The organism is Chitinophagales bacterium, assembly GCA_016787225.1.
In the GTDB taxonomy this organism is placed as follows: Bacteria; Bacteroidota; Bacteroidia; order Chitinophagales; family JADJOU01; genus CHPMRC01.
The window spans coordinates 104,367-118,363 of the sequence record JAEUUY010000006.1; the positions used below are offsets into that span (position 1 = coordinate 104,367).

A 13,997-nucleotide genomic window follows, 5' to 3' on the forward strand; every position below is an offset into this window, starting at 1 on the left:
CAAGTTATATCAACGTATGAGATATAGATTTTTGATTTTGCTAGGACTTATACCTTTCCTGGCAATAAGCCAGAACCCTCTTAAAAAGGAATTAAAGGGCAATGTAACCTCCATGTTTTATAGTCCTTCGCAGTTTAGTTTTACCAATCAAAATGGAGTCACTATTTATATAGCTGAGCTGAAAGACAGACGCTCGCTAAACTGGAATAAACAAGTAAATGATTCCGTAAAGATAGAAGCTATAGGAGACTATTGGAACTACCCGATGAATGTTTTATTTAAAAACAAAATCAACCAAGACTTTTCGAAAGCAAATATCAATGTAGATTATTCGGCTCAAGGTGATAATATCTATAAACTAGAACCTACCCTTGATGTATTGTATCCAAACTTTGTATTGTATCCCGATAAAGGCTACTGGGTCTTATCTAAAATAAATATGCAAGTAAGTAAAGGCTCTCAAGTGCTATTTACAAAATCTTATCAGGAATACACTTTTTTCAACAAAACCATCAATGGCTATAAAGAAACATATAACACTGACCTCAAAGAAGGCGCTAATGTCGCAATGTGGTCTAGTATAAAAAGACTTCTCGACCAGTTTTACATCGATTTAAATAATGCCTTTGCAGGACAACCTGTTCAGAGTTCCAATGTAGCTGTATCCAATATTGGCGTCTCGAATATAGCCAATGATCAAAATATTAACAATCAAGTTTCGAATTATTCTGGTGATAACACGAAAAAAGATGCGGAGCCAGCCAATAATTATAAGATTGAAGGAGATGTGCCTCTACCGGATGCACCCAGTGATAATAAGCTAAACAATGCTGTAGATGCCTTAGGCTCAGGGGCTAAAGTGAATACCACCATTAAAAAACCCACTACCATGCCTGTCATAGACTCTGCAAAGCTAGCAGAGCGAAAGCAGAGAGAGGAGCTGAGAAAAAAAGCTATAGACAGTGCTAAAAAGGCTAGAGAAGAGCTATCACTAACCGCTAAAAAAATGGAAGAGGAAGAAAAGGGAAAACTTCAATTTCGACGTGATTCCATATTGAAAGTGAAGAAAGAAGCTACTGCTCTTAAAATTAGAGAAAAATTCCTTGCAGATTCTGCAAAAAAAGCTGAGGTAAATAAAAAAATAGAGGATGCCAAAAGAAAAAGAGAAGAAGAAAAGGCAAAATTGAACCCTGAAAAATCAGAACCAAGTTCTTCACAAAAAACAAGTGCAGCTGTACCAAAAAACGCTGAACCCGCAATAGAGAAAAAAAAGCCTCAAGCTATTGCGAGGAGAACATATCAGAGACGCGAAAACGAATCTATAAGTGAAGCTGTAAGAAGAATAGCTAGAGAAATAGAGGAAGAAGAGGATGGTAACTATACCCCTTCTTCGAAAACAATAGATAAAGAACCTGTTGCTACTGCTTCGGTCTCTAAACGCTCGGAGGCCATGGAAAAATTGAAAGCCGATAGAGAAAAAGCTGCAGCAGAAATGAAAGCAAAAAAGGCTGAAAGAGACTCTATGTTAGCCTTAGAAAAACAGAAAAAACAAGACTCTTTAATCGCTCTACGCAAAGCTAAAGCAATAGAAATAGAGGCGGCTATGGCTAGAGCAAAGGCTTCTAAAGATAGCTTCAGCAGAATACTCGCCGCAAAGAAATATGTAGAAGATAGTATAGAATTAGTCAGAGAAAAAGAAAGACGCCGAGAGGCGGTACTAGCTGCTCAAAAAGCAGCTATAGAATTAGAGCGAAATACCCTAATTAAAAACCCTAATTCGGGAGAAATGTTTGCTACAGTATCTAGCGATCCTCCTAGTAAACTTCCCGATAATAGAACGCGTGAACAAGTCTTAGCGGATAGAATTTTTGTGCCAAAATCAGAAAACACTAAAAATCTTTTAGCTCGTGTAAAGCTAATAACTCCTGAGGAAGAAGCAAAATTGCTAGCACAGATGAAAACAGATGATAAAGGTGTGGCGGATTCTTTTTTCATTCAAATTCAAAAAAATAGACCTATTCCTACATATACTCCATTAGATACAGTAAAACCTATTTCTAAAAAGACTGAATCTCCTGCCCAGCCATCTAAGGAAGATAAGAAGGCACAAATTATTGAAAAAGGACTGAAGGGTGCGAAAGATGCTAAAAATTCTAAAGAAACCGCAATCACGGAAAAGCCTAAAGAAAAAATGTCTCAGCCTAAAAAAGCAGTAGATACGGTATCTAAAGCCGTGAAAGCAGCGGCTCCAGTTTTAAAAGAAAAAACCTCTAGCCCTGCCTCTTCTAATAAAAATGAAACCGCGTCCAAAGCTCAAAAAGGCACGACGAATGATGCTGTCATTGACTCCGCAACAAGCGAGGAGAAAGCTAAACAGCTAGAAGATGAAATAGAAAAAAAGAAAAAAGAGATAAACGAAAGATTAAAAAAAGCTAAGTCTTGGTAATACTCTAATCCGCATTTCTTCATTTTTCTCATTCTACAAAGTTTATAGCTATATCTGTAGGAAATACAGTACTTTTGCGAGGAAAGAAGCAATATATGCACTTTCATTCCGATAAAATAAAAAGTATAGGACTTACTTTTGATGATGTCCTTCTCATTCCAGCAGCCTCTACTGTTCTTCCCCGAGAAACTCGTTTAACCTCACGGATTAGCAGAAATATTTCCCTAAACATACCCCTCGTATCAGCGGCTATGGATACCGTTACTGAATCTGCCATGGCCATAGCTATAGCCAGAGAAGGAGGTATAGGAATACTTCATAAAAACTTAAGTATAGAAAGACAAGCCGAAGAAGTACGTAAGGTCAAGAGAGCGGATAGTGGTATGATTGTAGACCCTATAACCCTTACATTAGACAAAACGGTAGGAGATGCCCTCAAAATAATGGAAGAGAATAAAATTGGTGGGATTCCTGTCGTGGATAATCATAATAAATTACAAGGAATTATTACCAATAGAGATTTGCGATTCGAAAAAAATCGTGCCTTACCTATTACTGAAATTATGACCAAGGAAAATCTGATAACTGCCAAATTGGGCACAGATTTATTGCAGGCCGAAGAGATTTTGAAGAATTATAAAATAGAAAAGCTGCTCGTATGCGATGATAGCAATGTATTGAGGGGACTAATAACCTATAAAGATATTTTAAAAGTAAAAAACAATCCTAACTCAAACAAAGATAATATTGGGCGCCTATTGGTAGGTGCGGCATTAGGTGTCAATGCAACTATGTACGAGCGCTTGGAAGCCTTGTTAGCCGTTGGTGTTGATTTGTTATGTCTAGACACCGCTCATGGTCACTCAGCAGGAGTATTGGACAATATTAAAAAAATAAAGAAAGATTTCAAAAATATAGAGCTCATAGCGGGAAATATAGCCACCAAAGAAGGGGCTCAGGCACTCATTGATGCCGGAGTCGACGGAGTCAAGGTGGGTGTAGGACCAGGGTCAATTTGCACTACTAGAGTTGTAGCTGGTGTAGGCGTGCCACAATTATCTGCCATCTTAATGGCAGCGGAAGCTTGTATCCCTGCTGACATTCCTCTAATAGCAGATGGCGGCATTCGATATACCGGTGATTTAGCTAAGGCTATAGCTGCTGGTGCTGATTGTGTGATGGCTGGGTCTATATTTGCCGGTACCGAAGAGTCTCCGGGAGATACCATATTATACGAAGGTCGGAAATTTAAATCGTATAGAGGTATGGGATCATTAGATGCTATGGCTGAAGGATCAAAAGATAGATATTTCCAAGATGTAGAAGATGATATTAAAAAGCTAGTGCCAGAGGGTATAGTAGGTCGCGTGCCGTTTAAAGGCAATCTCCGTGAGGTTATCTACCAATACGTAGGCGGACTCAGAGCTTCCATGGGCTATTGCGGGGCTAAAGATCTTCATGCCTTGAAAAATGCCCAATTCATACAAATAACGGCATCGGGCATAAAAGAAAGTCACCCTCACGATGTTAGTATTACAAAAGAAAGTCCTAATTATAGCAGATAACAATAGCTATTCGTCTCTCTTTACTTATTTTTGCCCCCTCATATAAAAAACTATATGTTTAAAAATTTCGATAAGAATACCATTATTGGTGCACTATTAATCATGACTATGGTCATGGTTTATTTTAAATACTCTACTGACCAAGCCAAAAAGAGATTAGAAAAAGAAAGGTTAGAAGCTAAGTTCAGAGCTAAAAATACAGCTCATTCCATGGAAGTTAAGTCTCTAGACTCTAACAAAAATACTACAGAAGCGTTAGATACAAATATATTAACTGCACCAGTATTAGTTAAAGGTGAAGACCTATTATTATCCAATGAATTAATAAGTTTAAAGGTCAATACTACTGGCGGGAAAGTTCACTCTGTGAGCCTAAAAAAACACACCACCTATGAAGAAAAACCCGTAGAAATTTTACCAGAGAAATACACGGATTTTGATCTTACTTTTATTACTCCTAAAGGTAGCTTGATTAGCAAAACTACTGGATTTCAGATAATATCTAAAGACAGTCAAAAAATAGAACTTCAGTCTGCGAATGGTTTGAGAGTAATTTATGAATTAAAGCCAAATTCTTACAAATTGTCCCAAAAATGGCTACTTCCAAACGGAAAAGGCAATAAAGCGACTTTAACTCTAGCAACTCAAATGAACAAGCAAGAAGTCAATCTAGAAAGAGAGCGCTCCTTGTCTACAATAAAGTATCTGCCTGAAAATGAAGACGTGCTTCAAAGTCTGAGCATGACGAGCAATGAATTAAAAGAGGTGCCATCGCCTATTCAATGGGTAAGTTTTGGTCAACAGTTTTTCCATGCCACGATTATTCCTTCCGTTTCATTTCAGAATTCTTCATTTGATGTGAAATATAAAGAATCGGATAAGTCATATGTAAAAGACTATACATTAAAAACAGAACTTGGAAATATTGGAGATACTCTAGGTTTTGATTATTTCATCGGACCTATTGATTATAAATTGCTAAAGAAAGAAGAAAAAGATTTAGACTTATTGGTTCCCCTCAGCCAAGACTTCATTCTTTTCAGATGGATGAAAATTTTTAACATCTATCTTATTCTTCCCATCTTCAACTTCCTTTCACAGTTTATATCAAATTATGGGGTTATCATTATACTCCTGACGCTCTTTATAAAATTGATAACTGCACCGCTCTCCTATAAAACCTATGAATCTGGTGTAGCTATGAGAATTTTAAAGCCCGAGCTAGACAAGCTAAAAGCCAAATTTGGAGACGATCAGGCTAAGTTATCTCAGGAACAAATGAAATTGTATGGTGAATTTGGTGTTAGCCCCTTTGGAGGTTGTCTGCCTATGCTATTACAGATGCCTATTCTCTTCGCCATGTTTTCATTTTTCCCATCTTCGATTGAATTGAGACATGAATCTTTTCTCTGGGCGAGTGATTTGAGTACCTACGATACCTTAGTGAAATTGCCATTTAATATCCCATTTTATGGAGCCCATATCAGTCTATTTGCTCTATTAAGCGCTCTTACACAAATAGGTATGAGCTGGTATTCTCAGCGACTACAACCGAGCAGTCCTCAAGCGGATCAAATGAAGATGCTTATGTATATCATGCCCGTCATGTTTTTATTTATGTTCAATTCTTTTCCTGCAGCCTTGACCTTTTATTATTTTTTACAAAACATTTTGGGTATGGCTCAGCAGTGGTTTTTTACTACTTTTATTATTAAAGAAGAAAAAATCCGAGCCAAGATGGAATTAGCTAAAAAAACACCAAAAAAACAGAGCGCTTTCCAGAAAAAAATGGCTGAAATGATGGAGGAAGCAGAAAAACAGAAGAAACTGCAACAAAATCAGAAGAAAAAATAAAAAAAACTATAAGAAAAAAGCAGGAATTATGCTATTTTTGACTTCACATTAAAATTAACATTAAACAAATACACCCTTAGTCAAACTTAAATATTTAAATAATGAAAAAAGTTTTATTCATTTTACTCGTACTCGTAATGTCGTTAGACTCGATTTCCCAAGTGGTCAGAACCCATATAGGGACTACTCGATATGATCTTCAAACGAACAACTCCATTCAGAGAAGAGTCGCCATCCACCCTACCTCTAAAGATTTAATAGCAACATTTACTGCTAGTTTAAGAGACGATGGGAATTATGATGATAGAGGTACAGCTTATGTTTTTTGGAATAACGCCACATCGCAATGGTCTAACTCAAAAAATTTAACTTTAACTCCTCCAGTTGATACATTTTATGGAAGAATTGAGGGTGTTCGTGTAGGTTGGCCGAACCCAATGTTTATTGGCAATAAAGAATTAATTATGTCTCACAAATCCAGTACTGGATCCAACGGTATATATCAATCTTCTCGTGCTACAGCAGGAACTGGAACATGGACGGATATGAATGTTACCAGCGGTACAGAAACATGGCCGCGCGGAGGAGCTAGTGGCAACAATGTCTTTTTAATAAGTTCTCATTTCCAAGCCCCTTTCAACGAAGTAGACGCTGGACTTATGTTTATAAAATCAACAGATGGAGGCTCTGTATGGACAGCGCCAGCTGCCATCAATGGAATCGATAAAGATAACTACACTGTAGTAGGAGGTGATAGGTATGCTATGGACATTAATGGAACAAATGTTGCGATTCTTACTGGTATCAATGATATAACATTATATAAGTCTTCAGACCTTGGAACGTCTTGGACCAAAAAAAGTATTTTCCCTACTTCTTGGAACTTTATTCAAGATGGCGAAATATTAGATAGAGCTGATAGATCAGACGGTGGTTATTCTGTATTAATTGATAACAGCAACAAAGTACACTGCTTCTGGCCTCGTTATGTAACTTTCTCGGATCCAAGCCAAGGAGCGGGTACATTTATTGACATTACACGATCAGGTATTATGTATTGGAACGAAGACATGGGAAATAATCCTCCTAAACTTATCCCAAATACTGATTTTATCCGTGAAAATACCAAAAGTCCATTATCCCCTGTTGGTAGATTTAACACAGCTAATCAAACCTTATCCTATATGGGAAATGGGAGTGGGTATAGAACTTCTACCACTACTTGGCCATCTACTGGTATTGATGCCTCAGGAAATATCTATTTAACTTATGCTTACAACAGAGGAACTATTGACACAACTGCTGGGAATAATGGAATTGGTAAAGATGCTGACCCTACCGGATATAATCTCTACGACGTATATGTAATGAAATCTACCAATAATGGTCAAACATGGATTGGTCCTTTAAATGTAACGAGCAGTGCTACAGTTGAAAACACCTATCCTTCTATGGCTAGACTAGTAGATGGCAATGTACACCTTGTCTATCAAGAAGACAATTTATATGGAAACGCCGTCATGACAGCTACAGGGTCATCAAATGGTACAGGTAGTCAAGCGGGGCCGATACACACTAGAAATAAAATATTTTATGCAAAGGTACCAGTTGATGATATCGTAGATCCATCAACAGATATCACCAACCCTCTTCTTAGAATTAGTAACAACTTCCAGAATTTGGTATTGAGAAAAAACTTACAGTTTTTGAGTGCAGTTCTTTTCGTAGGATGCGGCACGGATACTGTAACAGGCAAAACCTTCTCCAAAACAAAGTCCTTCATTAATGGGAATTTCATTGAATTTTCAGAAGATACATCGCTTCTTACAATTATTGGATTAGATACAATTAATACAAGTATCCCTGGTGAGAGAATAATCAGAATTACTGGACGAGATGCGGCAGGTAATCCTACCATAAGAGTTGGGTCTACATATTTTGATACCATCGTTATGGGTATTGAAATTCTCGAAGACAAAGAAGCACCAACGATAAATTTACTAGGAGCTAATCCTGGGTATGTATACTTGAATGGTGCTAATTTTACTGATCCTGGATCTGAAGTTAGTGATAACAACCCTTGTACTAGTGCATCCGTTACCACGTCAGGAACAGTTAACAAAGCAGTAAAAGGTACTTATACAATTACATACAACGCTAAAGATGGAGCGAACAATACAACAAATGCTACTAGAAAAGTAATCGTAGGAGTAGCTCCAACTGCAGTAATTACTGAGGAAGCACTTACATCCAACAATAAAATCAATGCAAAAGGCTCTACAAGTCTTGATTTATTGACAGAGCCTGGGACTTCTAATACCTACAAATGGACTGTGAAAAAAGGTAATCAGTCTAACAATGTTGCGGCTACTCAAAACTTAGTCAATGCTAATATTCCTGCAGGAGTTACTAGTTTTGACTCCATTTGTTTAGAAGTTTCAAACGCACTTAATAGTGTTCCCAACCCAGCAATTGCTCCTTCCAAAGAGTGCAAGCCACTTAAGTATTCTGTTGGCATTTCATCTGTAACCAATAATCTTGCTGTCACCATTTTCCCGAATCCATCCAACGGAGACTTTAATATCAAGGTGGAAGGTAATAGAGAAAATAAAGCTAGAGTTATTATCACTAGCATGGATGGTAAAATTATTTCCAATAGTCAATTTGAAATAAATGGCACTTATATTCCATTTAGATCGAATCTATCTAGAGGATCATATTTTATAAGTACTGAAGTGGATGGTCAAGTATACCTAGAAAAAGTAGAAGTAAGATAAATATTCGTTTTAATAAAAAAAATGCCGCCTCTAAGGGCGGCATTTTTTTTACCTTTGCTTTAATATCTCCCTGAATGAATTATTTTATTACAACAGTGTTTCTTTTTGTTGCATTAATTGCGGGGGCACAAGAAACCTATATTAGCGGAACTGCGCACTATATGTATCAACTGCCTGCTGGCGATATTGCTAATCAATACGGCTCAAACAGCAATGCTGGATTTAATCTAAATATAAAGTTAGCAAATAATATCACCTTGGGCGTTGAAGGGCAATTTATGTTTGGAAGCAAATACAAGGATGATCGTCTTTTGGGATACATGGTTACCAATAATAATTTTATTATAGGCGAAAATAATGCCATTGAAATACCAGAACTAGATGGTAGGGGAGGAAATTTTTTTGTAGAAGTTGGTAAAATATTTCCACTCAACCTTAAAAATAAAAATAGCGGGCTTCACATAAAAGCTGGGGTTGGATATCTTTTTTATTCTGTATACACCGATGCAGATGTTAAATCTATAACACAACTAAGCGGCAGCTATGCCAATGGCTATAATAGGTTAGAGAGCGGATTAAGTATTAACACATTTGTAGGCTACACGTTGTATTCAAAAAATAAAATGATTAATGGCAGTATTGGATTACAAACAATTTATACCAGTACCAAATTTCAAGGGGTACAAGACTATGCCACAGGAGCACCGCCGAATCCTAGCACAAGATCGAGCCTTTTCTTTGGTCCAAAAATAGGGGTAACAATCGTTCTAAAAAGGTTTATAAAACAAGACCCCAAGTCTGACGGTTATTTTTATAATTAATACGAGACAATGTCATTTGTCTATACTATCTTTTTGCACCTTTATTACATAGGCATCAGACTTTTTTCTTTGACTAATGATAAAGCAAATTTGTGGTTAAATGGCAGAAATGAACAAAAGACTAGATTAAAACAAATAGCGATTAAAAATTGTATTTGGTTTCACACCTCTTCACTAGGAGAGTTTGAACAGGTGAGCTATGTAATTGAAACAATAAAATTGAAATATCCTAAAGAAAAGATACTGGTAACCTTCTTTTCGCCCTCAGGTTTTGAAATGAAAAAGAACTTTAAGTTTGCGGATGAAGTTCTTTACCTGCCTTTTGATTTCCAAAACACTATAAATTCTTTTATTTCTATTGTCCAACCAAAATTAGTTTTCTGGGTTCGTTATGAATTTTGGTTAAACGCTTTGGAGAAAATTAAATCAGAGAATATCCCTCTCATACTGCTTAATGGAGTGTTTCGTAATAAAATTACCTTACTTTATAAACCTTACCTGAAAAAATGCCTCCGTTGTTTTTCTGAAATAACAGTAATCAACTCCTCTTCTCAAAACAATCTCAATTTACTTGGCTTTTCGTCTAAGATTATATATGATACTCGTTATAGTAGAATGAATCAAGTACTCCAAATGCCTTTTGAAGACAATGCCATTCAGCATTTCTGTAACCATGATAAAATTATCGTATGCGGAAGTATTTGGTCCTCTGACGATAAAGTCCTTGAACAAAGTATTATAAAACATAATGATATTCGTTGGCTATTAGTTCCTCACGAGGTAGATTCCTCTAGAATAGAAGAATTGAGAACATTATATCCTAACGCTCAGATACATTCTAAATATGATAAAAGCAAAATCAGTAATATTCTGATTATTGATAGCATTGGCTTTTTGTCAAGAATCTATCGATTTGCTGACCTCGCATATGTAGGTGGGGGATTCAATAAAGTAGTGCATAGCCTGATTGAACCACTGGCCTATTCCCTTCCTATCATCATCGGACCGCATATTGAAAAAAGTGAAGAGGCTAAAGAGTTTGTTCGTCTGAATTTTGCGCATCAAGTAACTAGCAGCTCTGAATTTGAGCGTGAAATGTCCTTAATGCTGGATTCAGATAATAATATATCAAGACAGGATAAACATAATTTCTTCAAAGAAAAAATAGGCTCTATTGATGAAATCATTCAACTGGTAGCCAAATATGCTAGTTTGAATAATTAGTAACTTTAATAATAAGCAGTCTATTTTTGCACATGCAAGATTTTTTACCTACAATTCGAATATATGTCAAGCCATAAAGAAATAAAGCGAGTCACAACTCAAAGTCTTCAAAAACTCAAAAAAGAAGGGCAAAAAATAACGATGCTCACGGCTTATGATTATTCTATGGCAAAACTGATAGACAGTGCAGGGATAGATGTCATTCTTGTAGGGGACAGCGCATCTAATGTTATGGCAGGCCACGAGACTACATTACCGATAACTCTCGATCAAATGATATATCATGCCACATCAGTGGTTCGTGCTGCTGAGCGGGCACTAATTGTAGTGGATATTCCCTTTGGATATTATCAAGGAGATTCTAAATTAGCTCTTACTTCTGCTATACGCATTATGAAGGAATCGGGGGCTCATGCTATAAAAATAGAAGGAGGCGAGGAAATAAAAGAATCAATTGCACGTATATTAAGCGCAGGAATACCTGTCATGGGACACTTAGGATTGACCCCACAGAGTATTTATAAGTTTGGAACCTACAATGTGCGAGCGAAAGATAAAAAAGAGGCTGAGCAAGTAGAGAAAGATGCCACATTATTGCAAAACTTAGGTTGTTTTGCTTTGGTTCTAGAAAAAATTCCTGCTTCACTCGCAAATCAGGTAGCTAAATCTATTTCTATACCCGTTATAGGCATCGGCGCTGGTAGTCAGGTCGATGGACAGGTATTGGTCATGCATGATATGCTCGGAATTAACGTTGATTTTAACCCAAGGTTTATTCGTAAATATGCCAATTTAAACGAAATCATAGATTCTGCAGTTAAAAACTATATAACGGATGTTCAATCTGGAAACTTCCCTAGTATTCATGAACAATATTAATCGCTATGTTTGAAAAATAAATGAAAAACTAACGATGAGGATAAATGCCATCTTAATGTTTCTAATGCTTCTCTTTCAACTAAATTCTCAAGTCAATTTTGAATATCAGTGCTCCGAGATAGATGGAACACCTGTGTTTTTGAATGTAACAGCCAGTTCTGAACCAATGGATTATCTCGGCCAGTCGTTTTATATTTATAAATATGATCTCATGATAGGCTCCGCAAGATATCATTCCTTTTATACCTATAAATTCAATAGAAGACTTTACTTGCTTGATGAAGATGCAAAAACAATAAACTATACCAAAGATCAAATTCTATTTGACCTTAATGAAGAAAATAGAGTTCTAGAAAAAGTTTCAGGAGTTTTTTCAGATGTTGATTTACAAATGGATGATAAGTTGAAATTAAATAATAAGTCATTTTACTTTTATTCTGCTAGCGCCATTTCATTCTCTTATTTCAATGTGACAAGAATGATATTTGACAATTCCCTGGATATTAATCAAATGGAAATAAAGTCATATCTAGGAACAAGCCAATGTGTTCTAAAAAATATAATTATAGAGCCGATTGAAAAAAAACTACAGACATCGACAAAAAAAATCAAAAAGAAAAAGTCAAGCTCATCTCTTAAGGATATAAAGTTTTATGAAAATTGGAATAAAAAATAACCAAATGAAAAAATATAGTGTAATTATAGGTATACTTTTGTTTTGCGAAATATTAATAGGTCAAAAATTAGAATATACTTGTAAGTCAAATAATGGATTGCGCGTCTCTCTGAGTGTAACCCCCGGATCTAAACCACTAAATTACCTAAAAACCCAAGTCATTATTTATAAATATGATTTACAGATTGCTAATGAAGCTAATCATAGCTTTTATATCTACAAATATAAAAATAACCTTTATCTCCTAGATGGATTCGCTACTAAATTAAACCATACTAAAGACCAAAGCTTATTTTCAATACCCCATCGTTCAACTTATAGCCTAAATTTAAATGGCGTTTTAGAGAATGGAATACTTGGACTCTCTAATTTTACTACTATAAATGGTCAGACCTTCTATAAATATAGTCTCAGCGCTGAAAGGAATGAACTTTTTTTATCAGAAATTTTCTTTGATTCTAATCTTAATATCACAGAATTAGACTTTAATTCTAATGGAAAACTATGTTCATGCACAAAATCAAATGTCATTGTTAAATTGAGATAGTACACATTAAATAACATTAATCATATATATGATACTACTTAGGGCTTATGCCACCATTTGGGATTTTGTAAACCACCATTTCGGAACCAATATTACATCTATGCCACCAAACACCTATGGTTTTATGATGGCGATGGCTTTCATTGTCGGTATTTACTTAGCTAGAAATGAGTTGGCTAGAAAAACTAAACTTGGCATTTTCCCAAAAGCGGGAAAAGAGATAATCGTTGGTCAAGGTATAAATTTTACAGATGTAATTCTCCATGGACTATTAGGTTTTTTTGTAGGCTTAAAACTAGTCGGAGCGCTTCAGAATTTTTTTGCTATCTCTCAAAATGTTCAAGAATACATTTTATCCTTGCAAGGCTCCATGTCTGGGGGATTGCTCTTCGCATTTCTATTTGGTGGTTTTACGGCCTATAATCAATGGAAATCAAAAAAAGATATACCTGAGAAAAAGACCATCTCTAACAATATAGAAGACCGTATCGGAGATGTGCTTATCATTGCTATGATAGGAGGCGTGGTAGGGTCGAAATTGCTCGATGCTATTGACAACCCCTCTTCTATGTCTGATTTTATGGCGAATCCCATAGCTTCTCTAACATCTGGCCTTAGTATTCTAGGCGGATTATTTACAGTGTCTATACTATTAATTCTTTATGCTTTAAAAAACAAAATAAAGGTTTTACCATTTATAGATAGTCTTTCGCCTCCCTTCTTTCTTTCTTATGCCATCGGCCGATTAGGCTGCCAGTTTTCAGGTGACGGTTGCTGGGGAATCCCTACCACAGGTCTGACCAAACCAGCTTTTCTTCCAGATTTTTTATGGGGAAACACTTATGATCATAATGTGAATAGAGATGGGATTCTTATTCCTGGTTGTGATGAAACTTTTTGTATGAAACTCGCGGAACCACATCTGCCTACGCCACTCTATGAAACCATCTTTGTTAGTTTATTATTTCTTATTTTATGGAGTTTAAGAAAGCGATTAACATTTAACCCTGGGGCTATTACCGGTCTCTTTCTGGTATTTAATGGAATAGAAAGATTTCTTATCGAGTTTGTTAGAATCAACAATAAATACAACTACTTTGGTTTTGAACTCTCCCAAGCTCAGTATATGTCCATCATTATGATACTTATCGGCGCAGGGCTTACTATCTGGGCTATGAGGAAGAAACCTTTATCGCTGATTTAAAATA

At 36.1% G+C, this 13,997-nt stretch carries 10 protein-coding genes; all 10 read left to right on the forward strand.

Annotated elements, in window-relative coordinates; all coding sequences use genetic code 11:
- Positions 1-16: 16 nt before the first annotated feature.
- The 10 genes from JNL75_01380 to JNL75_01425 all read left to right on the forward strand — a co-directional run bounded on the left by JNL75_01380 (position 17) and on the right by JNL75_01425 (position 13,993).
- Positions 17-2,446: a hypothetical protein gene (locus JNL75_01380; protein MBL7788466.1), complete on the forward strand. Its 2,430-nt coding sequence runs from the start codon at positions 17-19 to the stop codon at positions 2,444-2,446.
- A 95-nt stretch (positions 2,447-2,541) separates the two neighbouring features.
- On the forward strand, positions 2,542-4,011 hold the full coding sequence (gene guaB, locus JNL75_01385; GenBank protein ID MBL7788467.1) for an IMP dehydrogenase: 1,470 nt from the start codon (positions 2,542-2,544) through the stop codon (positions 4,009-4,011).
- Between the two features lie 54 nt (positions 4,012-4,065).
- Complete coding sequence (yidC, locus tag JNL75_01390; protein MBL7788468.1) at positions 4,066-5,865, forward strand: membrane protein insertase YidC; 1,800 nt, start codon at positions 4,066-4,068, stop codon at positions 5,863-5,865.
- Between the two features lie 101 nt (positions 5,866-5,966).
- The gene (locus JNL75_01395) at positions 5,967-8,642 is read left to right on the forward strand and encodes a DUF5011 domain-containing protein (GenBank protein ID MBL7788469.1); all 2,676 of its coding nucleotides are present in this window, start codon (positions 5,967-5,969) and stop codon (positions 8,640-8,642) included.
- Between the two features lie 74 nt (positions 8,643-8,716).
- Positions 8,717-9,463 carry a hypothetical protein gene (locus JNL75_01400; protein ID MBL7788470.1) on the forward strand — a complete coding sequence of 249 codons (747 nt, stop codon included), beginning with the start codon at positions 8,717-8,719 and terminating at the stop codon, positions 9,461-9,463.
- A 9-nt stretch (positions 9,464-9,472) separates the two neighbouring features.
- On the forward strand, positions 9,473-10,687 hold the full coding sequence (locus JNL75_01405) for a hypothetical protein (protein MBL7788471.1): 1,215 nt from the start codon (positions 9,473-9,475) through the stop codon (positions 10,685-10,687).
- Between the two features lie 63 nt (positions 10,688-10,750).
- Positions 10,751-11,566 carry a 3-methyl-2-oxobutanoate hydroxymethyltransferase gene (gene panB / locus JNL75_01410; protein MBL7788472.1) on the forward strand — a complete coding sequence of 272 codons (816 nt, stop codon included), beginning with the start codon at positions 10,751-10,753 and terminating at the stop codon, positions 11,564-11,566.
- 55 nt (positions 11,567-11,621) lie between these two features.
- Positions 11,622-12,242: a hypothetical protein gene (locus JNL75_01415; protein ID MBL7788473.1), complete on the forward strand. Its 621-nt coding sequence runs from the start codon at positions 11,622-11,624 to the stop codon at positions 12,240-12,242.
- A 4-nt stretch (positions 12,243-12,246) separates the two neighbouring features.
- Complete coding sequence (locus tag JNL75_01420) at positions 12,247-12,789, forward strand: hypothetical protein (protein MBL7788474.1); 543 nt, start codon at positions 12,247-12,249, stop codon at positions 12,787-12,789.
- 28 nt (positions 12,790-12,817) lie between these two features.
- Positions 12,818-13,993, forward strand: a complete 1,176-nt coding sequence (locus JNL75_01425; GenBank protein MBL7788475.1) for a prolipoprotein diacylglyceryl transferase — start codon at positions 12,818-12,820, stop codon at positions 13,991-13,993.
- The last annotated feature ends 4 nt before the right edge of the window (positions 13,994-13,997 follow it).

Bases quoted from the DNA above. Each gene is read 5' to 3' on its own strand.
- JNL75_01420 (MBL7788474.1), top strand. From the start codon at position 12,247: ATGAAAAAATATAGTGTAATTATAGGTATACTTTTGTTTTGCGAAATA.
- panB (MBL7788472.1), top strand. From the start codon at position 10,751: ATGTCAAGCCATAAAGAAATAAAGCGAGTCACAACTCAAAGTCTTCAA.
- JNL75_01425 (MBL7788475.1), top strand. From the start codon at position 12,818: ATGATACTACTTAGGGCTTATGCCACCATTTGGGATTTTGTAAACCAC.
- JNL75_01415 (MBL7788473.1), top strand. From the start codon at position 11,622: ATGTTTCTAATGCTTCTCTTTCAACTAAATTCTCAAGTCAATTTTGAA.
- guaB (MBL7788467.1), top strand. From the start codon at position 2,542: ATGCACTTTCATTCCGATAAAATAAAAAGTATAGGACTTACTTTTGAT.
- JNL75_01380 (MBL7788466.1), top strand. From the start codon at position 17: ATGAGATATAGATTTTTGATTTTGCTAGGACTTATACCTTTCCTGGCA.
- JNL75_01395 (MBL7788469.1), top strand. From the start codon at position 5,967: ATGAAAAAAGTTTTATTCATTTTACTCGTACTCGTAATGTCGTTAGAC.
- JNL75_01405 (MBL7788471.1), top strand. From the start codon at position 9,473: ATGTCATTTGTCTATACTATCTTTTTGCACCTTTATTACATAGGCATC.
- JNL75_01400 (MBL7788470.1), top strand. From the start codon at position 8,717: ATGAATTATTTTATTACAACAGTGTTTCTTTTTGTTGCATTAATTGCG.
- yidC (MBL7788468.1), top strand. From the start codon at position 4,066: ATGTTTAAAAATTTCGATAAGAATACCATTATTGGTGCACTATTAATC.